The organism is Hymenobacter lapidiphilus, from assembly GCF_013377885.1.
Taxonomy (GTDB): Bacteria; Bacteroidota; Bacteroidia; order Cytophagales; family Hymenobacteraceae; genus Hymenobacter; species Hymenobacter lapidiphilus.
Genome location: NZ_JABKAU010000022.1, coordinates 27302 through 43084 on the forward strand (window position 1 = coordinate 27302; position 15783 = coordinate 43084).

The following is a 15783-nucleotide window of genomic DNA, read 5'->3' on the forward strand; positions in this document are numbered from 1 at the left end:
GTAATCAGCAGCTGATTTCATGCAAATACAACTATATTGAAGCCCGGTGTGGCAAAGCCTGCTTCCCTGGTAGGCGGCTTCATCCGGGAAGTGCTCCGTCTGAAAGCGTCACTTTATTCCACCTTTTTTTTCTTTCCATATGAAAATAGTTGTACAACTCGTTGCTGGTTTATTGCTGACTACTGCTACTGCGCAGGCCCAGTGGGTAACCCAGCCCTTCAACTTCACGCAGCCGCAGGCTACTGCTGCCTACACCGATGCCGTTGATGCGAATACGGCCTGGGCTATGTCGAGCGCGTTGCTGGCACCCGGCTCGGCCAACGTGCGCACCAACCAGGTCGCCCTTACTACCAATGGTGGCCAAAACTGGACGGTACGGCAGGTAACGGGCATCGGCAGTTCCGAAACGCTTACCAGCATATCGGCCGTCAGTGCCACTACCGCGTGGGTTTCCACCTTCCGCACATCTACCGGCGGCGGTCGGGTATTTAAAACCACCGATGGAGGCGTTACCTGGGTAGTGCAGTCTACGGCTGCCATGTTCAGCGAGGCCGACAGCTACCCTAACTCGGTGTACTTCTTCAATGCCACCAATGGCATGGTGATGGGCGACGTGGACGGACGCAATGGCGGAGGGCTGGAAATCTACTATACTTCCAACGGCGGTACCACCTGGACCCGCTCGGCCAACGTACCTACCGGCACCGATGGCGAATTTGGCACCTTCTTCCCCGTTGCGGCGGTCGGTAACTCCATCTGGTTTCCCAACAACGAAGGCGACATCTTCCGCTCGAAAGACCGGGGCGTTACCTGGCAGGTGGCCAAGCAGGTAGGCGACTCCGATGACCCGGTGGGCAGCATTGCTTTTCGTGATGAACTGAATGGACTGGCAATGGTGCCCTCGTTCGACGATACACAGCACGGGCTCTTCAGCAGTGCCGACGGTGGCGCTACCTGGATGCGCCTTGCCTATACCGGCCCGCTGCACGGCTTTGGCCTGACTCGGGTACCGGGCAACGGCAACTACCTGTCGGTGGGCCTCGACCTGGGCAACGGCGACCAGGGCTCGTCGTACAGCCAGGACAACGGCAAAACCTGGATCAGGCTGGAAAGTACGATTGACCACCTGTTTGTGGATGCTGCCAGCCCAACTGCTGTCTGGAGCGGGAATATTTCGGCCACGGGAACGGGGGCAAACAAGCTGACCAGCGCGGTACTGAGCAACCGGGGCGCTACCCTGGTGCTTGGCGCCAGCCTCAGCCCTAACCCGAGCGCCAACGGGCAGTTCCGGGTGCAGTGGCCCGCTGCGGCCCATACCGGGGCGGCTACGCTCACGGTATTCGATGTGCTGGGCCGCCAGGTGCAGCGCCGCACCCTCGACGTCACGCGCGGAACCGAGACAACCCTCGATCTGAGCGGCGAGAAATCCGGTGTGTATCAGGTACGGCTGGAGTCGGGTAGCGGCGTAAGTCAGCTGCGGGCGCAGGTCCGGTAACACCGCTGCTGATCCAAGAGAAAAGCCTGGCTCCCGGCCTCGGAAGCCAGGCTTTTTTGGGCCCTATGCTACCACACGAAACCGGCCCGTAGGCTGGCAAAAACCGGATTTTTTCGGTATCTTTGCCTACTTACGCACTTCGCGCTGAACCCCCTCTGACACATGAGCGAAATCACTGAAAAAGTAGCCCCCGCCGAGTACTCGGCCAATAGCATTCAGGTACTCGAAGGGCTAGAAGCCGTGCGCAAACGCCCGTCGATGTACATCGGCGACACCGGCATTAGGGGCCTGCACCATTTGGTGTGGGAAGTGGTCGATAACTCTATCGACGAAGCCCTGGCCGGTCACTGCGACACGATTCACGTTACCATCAACGAAAACAATTCTGTTACCGTCCGCGACAACGGCCGCGGCATTCCCGTCGATTTTCACGAGAAAGAAGGCCGCTCGGCCCTCGAAGTGGTGATGACGGTGCTGCACGCCGGTGGCAAGTTTGACAAGGACTCCTACAAGGTATCGGGCGGTCTGCACGGCGTGGGCGTGAGCTGCGTGAACGCGCTCAGCCAGGACCTGAAAGTAACCGTGCGCCGCAACGGCAAAATGTATCAGCAGGAGTACAAAATTGGTATTCCGCAGTACCCGGTAAAGGAAATCGGCACCACCGACGAGCACGGCACCCAGGTGGAGTTTCTGCCCGACGACAGCATCTTCACGGAGAGCGTGTACAAGTACGCCACCATTGCTGGCCGCCTGCGCGAGCTGTCTTACCTGAACAGCGGCATCCGCATCACGCTTACTGACCGCCGCGAGCCCGGCGAAAACGAGGGCGAGTTCCGGGGCGAGGAGTTCTACTCGACGGGCGGCTTGGCCGAGTTCGTCCAGTACCTCGACGGCACTGAGCGCCACGCCCTGATGCCGGCCCCCATTCACGTGATCAACGAGAAGGGCAGCACGCCGGTGGAAGTGGCCCTGCAGTACAACGACTCGTACCAGGAGAACATCTTCTCCTACGTCAACAACATTAACACCCACGAGGGTGGCACCCACGTGGCCGGCTTCCGTTCGGCCCTCACGCGCACGCTCAAGGCCTACGCCGACAAGTCGGGTAAGCTGGAGAAGGCGAAGGTGGAAATCTCGGGTGAGGACTTCCGCGAGGGCCTCACGGCCGTTATTTCGGTGAAGGTGCAGGAGCCTCAGTTTGAGGGCCAGACCAAAGCCAAGCTGGGCAACAACGAAGTAAACGGTGCTGTGAACACGGCGGTAGGCGAAATTCTGGCGCAGTACCTGGAGGAGAACCCCAAAGAAGCCGGCATTATCGTGGAGAAAGTAATTCTGGCCGCCAAGGCCCGGATTGCCGCCAAAAAGGCCCGCGAAATGGTGCAGCGCAAATCGGTGCTCGGCTCCACGTCGCTGCCCGGCAAGCTGGCCGACTGCTCCGAGTCGGACCCTGAAATCTGCGAGATCTATCTGGTAGAGGGCGACTCGGCCGGTGGTACTGCCAAGCAGGGCCGCAACCGCGCCTTCCAGGCCATTCTGCCGCTGCGGGGTAAAATCCTCAACGTAGAGAAGGCCCAGGAGCACCGTATTCTGGAAAACGAGGAAATCCGGAACATGATTACGGCCCTGGGCGTGAGCTTCGGGGTGGCCGCCGATCCGGAGAACGGAATTGAGGCTGATTCTAAGGCGCTCAACATCAAAAAGCTGCGCTACCACAAGGTCATCATCATGACCGACGCCGACATCGACGGCTCGCACATCCGGACGCTGATTCTGACCTTCTTCTTCCGCTACATGCGCGAATTAGTGGATAAGGGCTACATCTACATCGCCCTGCCGCCGCTCTACCTCGTGAAGAAGGGCAAGGAGGAGCGCTACTGCTGGACCGAGGAAGAGCGCATAGCCGCCCAGGAAGAGCTGGGCCGGGGCAAGCCCGAAACCGTAAACGTGCAGCGCTACAAGGGCCTGGGCGAAATGAACGCCGAGCAGCTCTGGAGCACCACTATGCAGCCCTCCACCCGCTCGCTCAAGCAGGTAAACGTAGACTCCGCCGCCGAGGCCGACCACCTGTTCTCGATGCTGATGGGCGACGAGGTAGCCCCCCGCCGCGAGTTCATCGAGAAGAACGCTAAGTACGCCAAGCTCGACGTTTAATTGTTGGGTTGAGAGCTGTTAGCTTTCATTCTGGAACCACATACACAAAGCGCCAATCCGTAATGGGTTGGCGCTTTGTGTATGTGTATTGTGCGAAAGAAAGAGTAGGGTGCGGGGCTTGTTTCCGCCCGCCGTTGAACGAGTCTGGTAGAACCGTTCAACGGCGAGCAGGGACAAGCCCCGCACCTTACTCTTTCTATTTTCTATTGTCCTCGGCTTGCTGCATGCTTACATAGCTGTCGTAGCGGGGGAGGGCGATGCGGCCCTGGTCTACGGCTTCGCGCACGGCGCAGCCGGGCTCGTGCAGGTGCTGGCAGTTGTGGTAGCGGCACTGGTTCAATAGGGCGCGCATTTCGGGAAAATAGTGGGCCAGCTCGCCGGCTTTCATATCCACAAGGCCCAGCTCCTTGATGCCGGGCGTATCGATGAGGTAGGTGCCGGGGCGTACTTCGAGCATTTCGGCGTAGGTGGTGGTGTGCACGCCTTTATCAGAGAACTGGCTGATTTCAGCCGTTTTCAGGTCGAGGTCGGGCACCAAGGCGTTGATGAGCGTGCTTTTGCCCACGCCCGAGTGGCCCGAAAGCAGCGACACCTTCCCATCGAGCAGCGCATCAACGTCTTCTAGTCCCTCGCCGGTGTGGGCTGAGCAGCGCAGGCCGGGGTAGCCCAGGCGCTCATACAGCTGCTGAATCTGGCCCTGATAGTCGTTGAGGTCCTCGTCGTAGAGGTCGGTTTTGTTGAAAATCAGCGTGGTGGAAATGTGGTACGCCTCGGCCGTCACCAGAAACCGGTCGATGAAGCCAAATGAGGTGGCCGGCGAGGCCAGTGTTACCACCAGCAGGGCCTGGTCGAGGTTGGCGGCCACGATGTGGGCGTGCTCGGTTTTGTGCACCGAACGGCGGATGATGTAGTTGCGGCGCGGTGCAATGTGATGGATGACGCCCGCACCCTCGGTTTGTTCTTCTACGGTAAACTCCACCTCGTCGCCCACGGCCAGCGGGTTGCTCACCTTCAGGCCCTGGTTTTTGAACTTGCCCCGCAGCCGGCAGTGGTGGAACAGCCCGGTGCTGATTTCGCGCACCACGTACCAAGAGCCCGTCGATCTGACAATGATTCCGGTCATGCCCAGAGTGTTGTTGAAGTGGTCATATAGAGAACTTTAAGGGAGCCGGGGGTAGTGATGTAAAGTAAGCGGCTGACGGCGAAAGCCATGTGACGGAACCGGGCAACAAAGATGGGGGTGGTTGTACTGCTGACGCTCACGGGCTTACTGTACGCATCGGGTGTGCTGTTGTGCCCGGAGCCACCACCTTTATCTCACTCGCTCAGTCTGCATCCAACCCATAATTTTACGGGTGGCACCGCTGTGGTCGTGTACATAATCGAGGCTTTGGTCCTGCACCTGCAGGCGGGCTTCTTCGCGATAGTACAGCAGCCCAAACGCTTTAAGCAGCTCATCAGAGGAGCTTACGGGGAAAGCGCAGCCCAGTTCCACGAGGTCCTGGGCCTCCTGAAACTTGTGGTAGGTGGGGCCAAACAGCAGCGGCAGGCCGAACGCGGCGGCTTCGAGCGTGTTGTGCAGGCCCTTGCCGAACGCCCCGCCTACGTAGGCGAAATGGCCAAAGCGGTACAGCGAGCTTAGTAGCCCCACGTTGTCGATAAGCAGCAGCCGGGCATCGGCTACGGTAGCCGCTTTAGCCTGCGAGTAGCGCACTACCTGGCCGGGCAGCGCGGCTTCCACCCGGCGCAGGTTGGCCTCATTGACTTCGTGGGGAGCCACGATAAAGCGCAACTCCTGTTGATACTGCAGCAACAGCGGCGTAAGCACAGCTATATCTTCGGCCCAGCTGCTGCCCACAATCAACACCGGGCACCAGTCGTCGGTGAAGGCCTCGACCAAGGGCAGGTGGCGGGGAGGGGCTGAGGCGGTGCGTACTACGGTATCGAAGCGGGTGTCGCCGGCCACGCTCACGCCCTGCAGGCCGGCACTGCGCAATAGTTCAGCCGAGGCCTGGTTCTGGGTGAATATGTGCGTGAAGAAACCCAGAATACGGCGAAAAAAGCCACCCCAGGGCTGAAAAAACACCTGTTCGGACCGGAAGATGGCCGACACGCAGATGGTCGGAATTGCTCTGCGCTGCAGTTCGCGCAGGAAGTAGTACCAGAACTCGTATTTCACGAACACGACCAGTCGGGGCTGCACTGCATCCAGAAAAGCCCGGGCATTGGCGGCCGTATCGAGCGGCAGGTAAAACACGTAATCGGCCCCGGGCCAGTTGTGGCGTACTTCGTAGCCCGAGGGCGAAAAGAAGGTGAGCACCAGCTTATGGTCGGGGTATTCGGCCCGGTAGGCTTCCATAAGCGGGCGGCCCTGCTCGAACTCGCCCAGCGAAGCGCAATGGAACCATGCCAGCGGGGCCGTTTCCTGGCGCAGCTGCCCCTGTATGCGGCCCAGCAGCCCACGGCGCCCGGCCGTCCAGGCGGCGGCCTTGGGCACAAAATGGCTCAACAGCCGCAGCAGCAGCGCATACAAACGCAGACCAAAAGAATATAACAGACGCAAGACGAAGCGAAAGGAAGCGAGAGCAAAACGGCCGGCACGAAGCCGCCCGCCACAAAAGTACGCCCTTCGCCTCATTATAAAGCAAAAAGCCCCCACCCAACCGGATGAAGGCTTTCTTGAAGGGGGGGAATCTTGTCATCCTGAGCGAAGCGAAGGACCTCTGCAGAAGCTAACTCAGATTATAGCTTCTGCAAAGGTTCACTTCGCTCAGGATGACAAGGGTTAACTTAGTGAGCGGCCTGCTTGCCGAGGTAGTTGGCTACGCCTTCGCGGGTGGCCTGCATTCCCTCTTTGCCTTCCTCCCAGTTGGCGGGGCAAACTTCGCCCTTCTCCTCGAAGTATTGCAGAGCGTCCACCATGCGCATGGCTTCGTCGATGCTACGGCCCAGCGGGCCGTCGTTTACTACCTGGTGGCGTACAATTCCGTCCTTGTCAATCAGGAACAGGCCGCGGTAGGCCATGGGCGAGCCGATGAATGTCATCTCGCCAGCTTCGTTGTAGTCGTAGTGGCCGCCCAGCACGTCGTAGTTGGAGGCAATGGTTTTGGTCGCGTCGGCGACTAGCGGGTAGGTTACGCCCTCGATGCCGCCGTTGTCGCGGGGCGTTTGCAACCAAGCGAAGTGCGAGAAGTGCGTATCGGTCGAGCAGCCTACAATGGCTACGCCTTTGGCCTCAAAGTCGGCCAGACGCTCCTCGAAAGCAATGATTTCGGTGGGGCAAACGAAAGTGAAGTCGGCGGGGTAGAAGTAGAAAATGACGTGCTTCTTGCCCAAATACCGGTCAAGGGAGAAATCCTCCTCGAATTCGCCATCGATAACGGCGGTGGCTTTGAAAGAAGGAGCGCGTTTACCAACAAGAACTGCCATGTGCTTTAGAACTTAGAATTGAATGTGAGGTATTAGAGAAGCGTACCGGAAGGCCCGTAAGCTAACCATCGCCCGTAACCGGGGAGCAGAATCAGCCAGAAAATCAATGAGTAGTGCCGGCGTATGTCTGCCGCCTTACGCCTGCTGAGCCGACTCGGCAGTGGGCAGATCGACCACGCGGCTGCCGGTTACATGCAAGGAGAAGGAGTGGGGCTGAAAGCCGGGCAATCCTTTATCGGCAAAAAAGCCCCGAATAAGCTCATCTAGCTTCGGGTCGCAGTAATCGATTATTTCCTGCGTATCGGCACAAACCAGGTGGTGATGCTCGGTGCAATCAGCGTCGTAGCGTCGGCGCGAGCCCTCGGCCGAGGCCACCCGGCGCGTAAGGCCAGCCACCACAAACGAGTCGAGCGTCTTGTACACCGTCCCCAACGACACCGACGACAGCTGCCCGGTTACCCGCTGATGCACCTGCTCGGCAGTAGGGTGGCCCGGCAACACCAGCAAGCTCTCCAGAATCAGGAGGCGCTGGCGAGTGGCCCGCAGGCCGGCATCGGCCAGCTGCTGTTGCAGCTGCTCGGGTGTAGGAACAGGATGGTGGGAATGAGGCGTGTGCACAGGTAAGAATGATTCTCCGCAAAGATAGGGCTATAAGCGTTACGAAAGAAAAAATGTTTCATTTGGAGCACTTTGGGGTGATAATGTTCCCGCCTCAAGTCATCACCCCAACCTACCGCCCTTTGAATTCGGCCGGGCGTTTCTCCACGAAGGCAGCCATACCTTCCTTCTGGTCTTCTGAGGCGAAGGTCATGTAGAAGTTCTTGCGCTCGAAGTGCAGGCCCTCATCGAGGTGGGTTTCGAAGGAGCGATTTACTGATTCCTTGGCCAGCCGGGCCGCTATCGGCGACATTTTGGCGATGCTCGCAGCCAGCCGGAAAGCTTCTTCCAGGTACTGGCCCACCGGTACTACCCGGTTTACGAGGCCGTGGCGGGCGGCCTCATCGGCTCCCATCGGCTCGCCTGTAAGCACCATTTCCATGGCCCTAGCCTTGCCGATGGCGCGGGTGAGGCGCTGGGTACCACCCGCGCCCGGCATGGTGCCGATGCGGATTTCGGGCTGCCCGAACTTGGCCGTTTCCGAGGCCACAATCATGTCGCAGGTCATGCACAACTCGCAGCCGCCGCCCAGCGCAAAGCCCGACACGGCCGCAATGAGTGGTTTGGTGGTGCGTCGGATCTGGTCCCAGGTGCTGAACTGGTCAATCAGCAGCATGTCAATTGCCGTGCGGCCGGCCATCTGCTTGATGTCGGCGCCGGCGGCAAAGGCCCGCTCGTTGCCCGTGAGCACGATTACGCGCACCTCGGGGTCCTTATCGAGTTCTTTCAGCGCGGCGGCTACTTCCTGCATGAGCTGCAGGTTGAGGGCATTGAGTTCCTTGGGTCGGTTGAGTTGGATAAGGGCCACCTGGGGCCGCGCCTGGGGCGTTACGAGAATGAATTCGGGAGTCATAGGGGGCAGAGAAAAGGTGAGTGGGAGGAACAAAGATACTGTCATCCTGAGCGAAGCGAAGGACCTATACAGATGCTAATGCCTGGTGTTAGCATCTGTATAGGTCCTTCGCTTCGCTCAGGATGACAGGTGGCTTTCCTGGTGGTTTATTCCCAAGTTCCTCAGGCCTCACCCCGGCACACGAACTGAAACGTCTGGCGGGTGCGCTGCTCCAGCAGCAGCTCGCGGCCGGCCGTGAGGCGCTGCAGGCTAGGCGCATCGTAGTTTTTGATGGTGTACAGCTCCAGGCCGGTGTTGTAATGGATGGTGAACTGGTCGCGCAGCCGCGCCAGCAGCTGTTCGAGGCGGGTGGGCAGAAAGTCGGTACAGACCGAGAAGCTGATGGCCGAGTTCTGCATAAGCCGGATTTTGAGCCGCACCTGCGCCAGCACGCCGAAAATCACCTCCAGGTTTTCCTCCGAAATAAAATCCAGCTCTTTCGACTCGAAGGAAATCAGACACTGGTCGGCTTTACGGATGAAGGCCGGCACCAACAGTCCGTGGCGGCAGTCGTGGATGCGGGTGCCCTCGGCCGTGGGGTCCAGAAACGACTTCACCAGCAGCGGAATGCCGTGTACCGCCAGCGGCTTGATGGTTTTGGGGTGAATAACCGAGGCTCCGTAGTAAGCCATTTCAATGGTTTCCTGGTAGCTGATTTCGGGGTAGCGCACCGTGTCGGCAAAGATTTTCGGGTCGGCATTGAGCAAACCCGCCACATCTTTCCAGATGGTGACCGACCCGGCCCCCAGGCAGTAGGCCAGAATGGCGGCCGTAAAATCGGACCCCTCGCGGCCCAGCGTGGTGGTAAGGCCGCTGGCCGTGCCGCCCACAAAGCCCTGCGTAACTACCGGCAGACCCTGGGCTAGCTCGGCCATTGGCAGCGCGCCCCGCAGGGCCGCCTCGGTGGCGGCCCAGTCGAGGCGGCCCTCGCGCCAGGTTTCATCGGTGCGGATAAGGGGGCGGCAATCGAGCCAGCGCGCCCCTAAGTACGCGGCCACAATGCGGGTGGAAAGTAGCTCGCCGCAACTCACTACCTGGTCGTAATGGCGGTCGAAGTCGGCGGCGGCTACCCTAGTGGCGGCGGCCAAGTGCGCTTCGAGCGTAGTAAACAGCTCCCGTAGCAGCTCGTCGGCGGGTAGTTGCAGCTCGGTGGCCACGCCCATATGGAAATCGCGCAGCACGGCCAGTTGGGTGGCATAGGGCTGGCCCGCGTGCGCCAGCTGCAACAGGGCTTCCAGGGCGTTGGTGGTTTTGCCCATGGCCGATACCACGATTACCAGCGGGCCCGGCCGGCCATGTTCGGCCACAATATGGCCCAGGTTGCGCAGGGCGGTGGCATCCTTCACCGAGGCCCCGCCAAATTTGTAAACTTTCAGCTGACTCAACTCGTGCATGGCCCAAATGTAGGGCCGGCGCGCGGCTTCGCCCTGGTCGCGTCTGCAAACGATACCGCGAAAACCGGAGCGAAGATTCGCTTTGGCCGGCCCGAATTGGTTACTTTTGAGCTTTCCCCCCTCGAATCTAATCTTCCCACATCTTCTAATGGACAATCACGACAAGCTCGCGCTGCCCGTCGGCACCACCCTCGACCGCTTCATCATGCGCAAGCAGGAGGATTTCCCCTACGCTACCGGCGAGCTGAGCCAGTTGCTGCGCGATATTGCGTTGGCGGCCAAAATCGTCAACCGCGAAATCAACCGCTCGGGCCTTATCGATATTGCCGGCGCCTACGGCAACCGCAACGTGCAGGGCGAAGACCAGCAGAAGCTCGACGTTATTGCCAACATCCGCTTCATCCGGGCCCTGCGCAACGGGGGCGAGGTCTGCACCATCATCTCGGAAGAGGATGAGGACATGATCCAGACCGGCAACGTGCAGGGCAAGTACGTAGTGGCCATCGATCCGCTCGACGGCTCTAGCAACATCGATGTAAACGTAAGCATCGGCACCATTTTCAGCATTTACCGTCGCGTATCGCCGACCGGCAGCGAGGGTACGGCCCAAGACTGCCTGCAGACCGGCACCCATCAGGCCGCGGCCGGCTATGTTATTTACGGCTCCAGCACCATGCTGGTGTACACCACCGGCAACGGCGTGAACGGCTTCACCTACGAACCCAGCCTGGGCGAGTTCTTCCTGTCGCACCCCAACATCCAGACGCCCACCACAGGCAAAGTGTACTCGGTAAACGAGGGCTTGTCAGAGTATTTCTCTGAAGGCATGAAAAACTATGTATCCTATTGCAAGGAGGAAGGGTATTCGGCGCGCTACATTGGCTCGCTGGTAGCCGATTTCCACCGCAACCTGCTTAAGGGCGGTATCTATATGTACCCGGGCACGAGCAAGGTGCCCAACGGTAAGCTGCGGCTTATGTATGAGTGCAACCCGCTGGCCTTCATCGTGGAGCAGGCTGGCGGCAAATCGAGCGATGGCCGCCGCCGCACCCTGGAGCTGGAACCCACCGAAACGCACGTCCGTTGCCCGGTGTTCATCGGCTCAACCGAAATGGTGGACAAAGCCGAGGAGTTCTTGGCCGCCGAGGTGCTACAAGGCGAGGTGAAATAGACGAAGCATAGCCCATAAAAAAGCGCTGGCGACCCAATGGGTCGCCAGCGCTTTTTTATGGGTGCCGGACTTACTCGGCCTTTTTCTTAGGAGCAGCTTTCTTGGCGGGTTTGGCCACGGCAGCCTCGGGGTTGCCAGGAGCCGTGTCGGCTTCGGGAGCAGCAATAATGCCTGCCGTGCTCATGGCCTCACCGGCAGCAGGCTCGGCCAGTTTTTTGGCAGCGGCTTTCTTCTTGGGCTTCGGAGCTTCATCCGTAGCGGAAACCTGTGGCGCCGCTTCTTCCGAGGATTCATCCTCAGTGGCCGGAGCCTGATACTCAAGGCGCTGGCTGACGATATTATACCACTGCACCAGCTTCTTGATGTCGGACAGGTACACCCGCTCGCGGTCGTAATCCGGAATGATGCCTTCCATGAACGATACCAATTCTTGGTCGTTCGACTTGTTGCTCAGGCCCAGGTCGGCACCGTGCTGCTGATGAATCCGGTCGAATACCTCCGTCAGGGGCACCGTCTGGTCGTAGTCCTGGGTATAGATGGAAATCTCTTGGAGCAGCGACACCTTGTTCTGGGCGGCGGCTACCGAGCGGCTGCCCTTGTCGTTGAGGGCTTCGATGATAACGCCGGCGCGGGTGGGGCGCACGAGGCGGTACAGACCGGGCATTCCGCTGATAGCGGCAATTTCCTTCAGGTCGTAGGGCATAGCAAAAAAAGCAGTGGTTGAAGAGGCGAAGGTACGCAACGCCCGCGAACAGGGCTCGGCGGCTGGCTACAGCTTGAACGTGATGGGCAGACTGGTGAGTACGGCGTAGTCGGGCTTATTGAACTTGAGCAGCCGCACCAGCCGCAGCGCCTCATCACCGCAGCCGCCGCCAATCTGCTTTACCAGCTTAATGCCCGAAAGCGTGCCATCGGTGTTGAGCGTGAAGCTGACAATGCACTGGCCCTGAATGCGGTTGCGGCGGGCCATTACCGGGTACTTGAGCTCCTGGTTGATAAAGGCATACATAGCCTCCTGGCCGCCTTCGTAGTACTCGGCTACCGGAATGGTTTTGCCCGACGGAGCCGCTTCGGTAGCGGGGGCGGGGCTGGCCGTCTGGGCCAGGGCCGGAGCGGCCGACAGGGCTAACAGGCCGCCAAGGCCAAGGAGAAAAAATGCGTTATTCATCTTCAAATGAGACTTGATGGAGTTGAAAAAGAAAGCGTTGCCGCGAATCCGGCTGGTCGGCATGCTGCAAGAACGAGGCCAGCTTAGGCGTCGGCCCCGGCCTGAGCCGCCAGTTGCTGGTTGGTGTCGGCAATAAAGCCCAGCAGTTCTTCGCGGCCCATCTTGTCCTCGGCCGAGGTAACAAAGTATTGGGGCAGCTCGTCCCAGGTTTCCTGCATTTTTTCCAGGTACTGCACCACATTCTGGCTCGTACGCGACGACGACTGCTTGTCGGCCTTGGTAAACACCATTACAAAAGGCACTCCTTCCGTTCCGAGCTGCTCCATAAATTCCAGGTCGGCAGCCTGTGGCGCGTGGCGTGAGTCGAGCAGCACCATCACGCAGGTCAGGTTAGGCCGGTGGCGCAGATAGAAGTTGATCATGCGGGCCCACTTGGCCCGGGCGTCCTTGCTGATACGGGCATAGCCGTAGCCCGGCAAATCGACCAGATACCACGCCTCATTGATCAGGAAGTGGTTGATAAGCTGGGTTTTGCCGGGCTGCGACGAGGTTTTGGCCAACCCTTTCTGGTTGGTAAGCATATTGATGAGCGACGACTTGCCCACGTTCGAGCGGCCGATAAAGGCGTACTCGGGCATCGTAGGAGCGGGGCAGTCTTCGGCCCGCGAATTGCTTGTTAAAAATCTGGCGTCCTGAATAAGCATCTGGGGCAATTAATTGGAAAGTGCAAAGGTAAATATTCCGGACGGGCCGGAAAGGACCATCATTTTTTGAAGAAAAACCTTGTAGTTTATAAGGCTGGTCTATATTTGCACATTCGTCCGCTTCTGAAACCGGGGTAAAAGTTCCCCGTTAGAAGCGGTATACGAGTCTGAATTGCCCGATTCCGGTGGAATAGGATAGCACCAAGGCTGTATAATAAAATATCTATCTTTGCCCGCCAAACAGGCTGCCTGTTGGTTGGCGGAATAAGATAAAGCGACAAAAGGCGGTTTCCAGCGCCTGGGTTTCGCTTTTTTTGCCCGTTTTGCCAACTCTGCAGTTAAATTTCAGTAATAGGAGGCAACCCCTAAATTACCTCTGCGTAATTGGCGGTCGATACTCTCTCCCCTTGCAACCCCCTCGTTTCCCTAACCCCTCCTCAATGGACAACTTAGTCAGAAGGTTATTAAAAGCCTCGTGTGCTGTCATGCTCACGACTGCAATGGCCCAGCCTGCCCTGGCTCAAAGCACCCGTCAGCAACTAAAAACGGCCAATAAGTTTTTCGGCCAGGAAAACTATCGTGCTTCGCTTCCTTATTATGAGCAGGTGCTGGCCAAAGACCCAAACAACGCCCAGGCGCTGTTCCGGGCGGGTATTGCCTACATGTCCTTTGATAAGGAGAAAGCCAGTGACTATATCTATAAGGCGCAGCGTTTGAAGAAGAACGTAGCTAAGGACGTAGAGTACTGGCTCGGCCGGGTCGACCACCTGAACTACAACTTCGACGAGGCCATCTCGCACTTCCAGGCCTACAACGCGACGCTTAAAACCAAGGACACCCGCAAGCGCGAGCTGGCGCAGCTGATTCAGCATAGCAAGAATGCCAAGGTGCAGTTCAACAGCCCCAAGGACATTTTTGTAAAGAATCTGGGCCCGACTATCAACACGCAGTGGTCGGAGCATAGCCCCGTAATCTCGGCCGATGATAAAGTGCTGCTCTTCACCTCGCGCTCTGACAACATGAGCGCTGCTCCGGTAGTGAATGCCGATGGCAAATCGACGGACAGCAAGAAGCTGGCCGCCGATGGACAGTACTACGAGAACATTTATGAAGCCCGCCGCATCGATGATGACAACTGGGACAAGCCTCGCTCGCTGAGCGGCGTACTCAACGGCAAAGGCCACGATGCCTCGATTCAGGTATTCGACAACGACACCAAACTGCTCATGTACCGCAATGATGAGAATGGCGACATTCTGTACGCGGAGAAAAGCGGTAGCGACTGGACCGAGCCGAAGAAGCTGAACAAGAATATCAACACACCGTCCTTCGAGTCGGATGCTTATATCACGCCCGACGGCCTGACGATTTACTTCTCGACGGCCAAGTACTCGGAAGACGGTACCCTCGATATCTACTTCTCGACGCGCGTACCCGGCGGCGACTGGGGTCCGGCCAAGACGATTGGTAACGCCATCAACACGCCTTACGACGACGATAGCCCGTACCTGAGCCGCGATGGCAAGACGATGTACTTCTCTTCGCGGGGCCACAACACCATGGGTGGTTACGACATCTTCAAGTCGGATTACGACTCTATCGGCCGCAAGTGGGGCCGGCCCGAGAACATGGGCTACCCCATCAACACACCCGACGATGATACGTACTACCGTCTGAGCCCTGAGGGTTCGTATGCCTACCTATCGTCGTACCGCATTGGCGGTTATGGTGAGAAGGACATCTACACCATCAACTACATTAAGAACGCTATTATCCGGGGCCGCGTACTGGCCATGCAGGACAGCAGTGCCATCCCGGGTGCCGAGTTGGTGTTCAGCGGAACCCAGGCCGACAAAACGGCTCTGAGCTACCGCGACATCAGCAAGCCGCTAACCGGCGAGTACCAAGTGAACGTGCTTTCGGGCCGGACGTACCAAGTGGCCGTAAGTAAGGATGGCAAGAACATCGAAACCCAGGAGTTTGCCGTTCCGATTTCGACCAACGACTCGACCGTGGTTGAGAAGGACTTCTACGTCAACTACATCGATACGACGGCGGCCAACATGGCCAACATCAACCCGATTTACTTCGACACCGACAAATACACGCTGCGGCCTGAGTCGATTGTGGAGCTGAACAAGGTGAGCGCGCTGCTGGCCGCCAACCCCGGCATCAACATCTCGATTGAAGGCAACACCGACTCGCGCAACACTGACGAGTACAACATTGTACTGGGCCAGAACCGTGCGAACGTAGCCTACAACTACCTCAAGAAGGCCGGCATTGCCGAAACCCGCATGGTAACCGTGAGCTACGGCGAGCGTCGTCCGGTAGCCCCCAACGATTCGCCGGAGAATATGCAGCTTAACCGCCGCACCGACTTCCGCGTGATTGTGAAGGAAGGTGAAGGCATGCCGAACATGAACCGTCCTGCTCCGACTCCGGCTCCGGCTCCTTCGGGCAGCATAGGTACCGGCGACAACATGGGCATGGGCACTACACCAACCGTACCGCTGCAGCCCGGCAAAAGCAAGGTGAAGCTGGAAGACGGCACCAAGGTGAAAACCAAGGTAGACGAGGACAGCGACAAGGTGAAGGTGAAAACCAAGGGCCCTGACGATGAAAAGAGCAAGACCGTAACCAAGGACGGGACCATTGATGCCAAGGCTAAAGACGCCGAAGGCAACAAGGTTAAAGTAAAGACCGACAACGACTAACCGAC

At 58.6% G+C, this 15783-nt stretch carries 13 protein-coding genes; 4 read left to right on the plus strand and 9 right to left on the minus strand.

Annotated features, from left to right (window positions below):
• Positions 1-139: 139 nt before the first annotated feature.
• Positions 140-1495: a T9SS type A sorting domain-containing protein gene (locus tag HW554_RS12475; protein WP_176908925.1), complete on the plus strand. Its 1356-nt coding sequence runs from the start codon at positions 140-142 to the stop codon at positions 1493-1495.
• A gap of 162 nt (positions 1496-1657) precedes the next feature.
• The gene (gene gyrB / locus HW554_RS12480) at positions 1658-3646 is read left to right on the plus strand and encodes a DNA topoisomerase (ATP-hydrolyzing) subunit B (RefSeq protein WP_176908926.1); all 1989 of its coding nucleotides are present in this window, start codon (positions 1658-1660) and stop codon (positions 3644-3646) included.
• Positions 3647-3842: 196 nt separating this feature from the next.
• Here gyrB and rsgA read toward each other — a convergent pair whose 3' ends face one another.
• From rsgA to HW554_RS12510, 6 genes are all read right to left on the minus strand, one after another.
• Positions 3843-4769, minus strand: a complete 927-nt coding sequence (gene rsgA / locus HW554_RS12485) for a ribosome small subunit-dependent GTPase A (RefSeq protein ID WP_176908927.1) — start codon at positions 4767-4769, stop codon at positions 3843-3845.
• 189 nt (positions 4770-4958) lie between these two features.
• Positions 4959-6209, minus strand: a complete 1251-nt coding sequence (locus HW554_RS12490) for a 3-deoxy-D-manno-octulosonic acid transferase (RefSeq protein WP_176908928.1) — start codon at positions 6207-6209, stop codon at positions 4959-4961.
• 227 nt (positions 6210-6436) lie between these two features.
• Entirely contained in the window at positions 6437-7075 is a 639-nt protein-coding gene (locus HW554_RS12495; RefSeq protein ID WP_176899196.1) for a peroxiredoxin, read from the minus strand.
• A 135-nt stretch (positions 7076-7210) separates the two neighbouring features.
• Entirely contained in the window at positions 7211-7693 is a 483-nt protein-coding gene (locus tag HW554_RS12500) for a Fur family transcriptional regulator (RefSeq protein WP_176908929.1), read from the minus strand.
• 112 nt (positions 7694-7805) lie between these two features.
• Positions 7806-8585, minus strand: a complete 780-nt coding sequence (locus HW554_RS12505) for an enoyl-CoA hydratase-related protein (RefSeq protein ID WP_176908930.1) — start codon at positions 8583-8585, stop codon at positions 7806-7808.
• Positions 8586-8746: 161 nt separating this feature from the next.
• Complete coding sequence (locus HW554_RS12510; RefSeq protein WP_176908931.1) at positions 8747-10018, minus strand: aspartate kinase; 1272 nt, start codon at positions 10016-10018, stop codon at positions 8747-8749.
• A 148-nt stretch (positions 10019-10166) separates the two neighbouring features.
• Here HW554_RS12510 and fbp point away from each other — a divergent pair, with 148 nt between their 5' ends.
• The gene (gene fbp, locus HW554_RS12515; protein WP_176908932.1) at positions 10167-11189 is read left to right on the plus strand and encodes a class 1 fructose-bisphosphatase; all 1023 of its coding nucleotides are present in this window, start codon (positions 10167-10169) and stop codon (positions 11187-11189) included.
• Between the two features lie 70 nt (positions 11190-11259).
• Here fbp and HW554_RS12520 read toward each other — a convergent pair whose 3' ends face one another.
• The 3 genes from HW554_RS12520 to yihA all read right to left on the minus strand — a co-directional run bounded on the left by HW554_RS12520 (position 11260) and on the right by yihA (position 13061).
• The gene (locus tag HW554_RS12520) at positions 11260-11892 is read right to left on the minus strand and encodes a DUF5606 family protein (RefSeq protein WP_176908933.1); all 633 of its coding nucleotides are present in this window, start codon (positions 11890-11892) and stop codon (positions 11260-11262) included.
• A 66-nt stretch (positions 11893-11958) separates the two neighbouring features.
• Entirely contained in the window at positions 11959-12357 is a 399-nt protein-coding gene (locus HW554_RS12525; protein ID WP_176908934.1) for an energy transducer TonB, read from the minus strand.
• 83 nt (positions 12358-12440) lie between these two features.
• Positions 12441-13061: a ribosome biogenesis GTP-binding protein YihA/YsxC gene (yihA, locus tag HW554_RS12530; protein WP_176908935.1), complete on the minus strand. Its 621-nt coding sequence runs from the start codon at positions 13059-13061 to the stop codon at positions 12441-12443.
• Positions 13062-13546: 485 nt separating this feature from the next.
• On the opposite strand from yihA, the gene HW554_RS12535 reads away from it, so the two are divergent.
• The gene (locus HW554_RS12535; RefSeq protein ID WP_246285210.1) at positions 13547-15778 is read left to right on the plus strand and encodes an OmpA family protein; all 2232 of its coding nucleotides are present in this window, start codon (positions 13547-13549) and stop codon (positions 15776-15778) included.
• Positions 15779-15783: the final 5 nt, after the last annotated feature.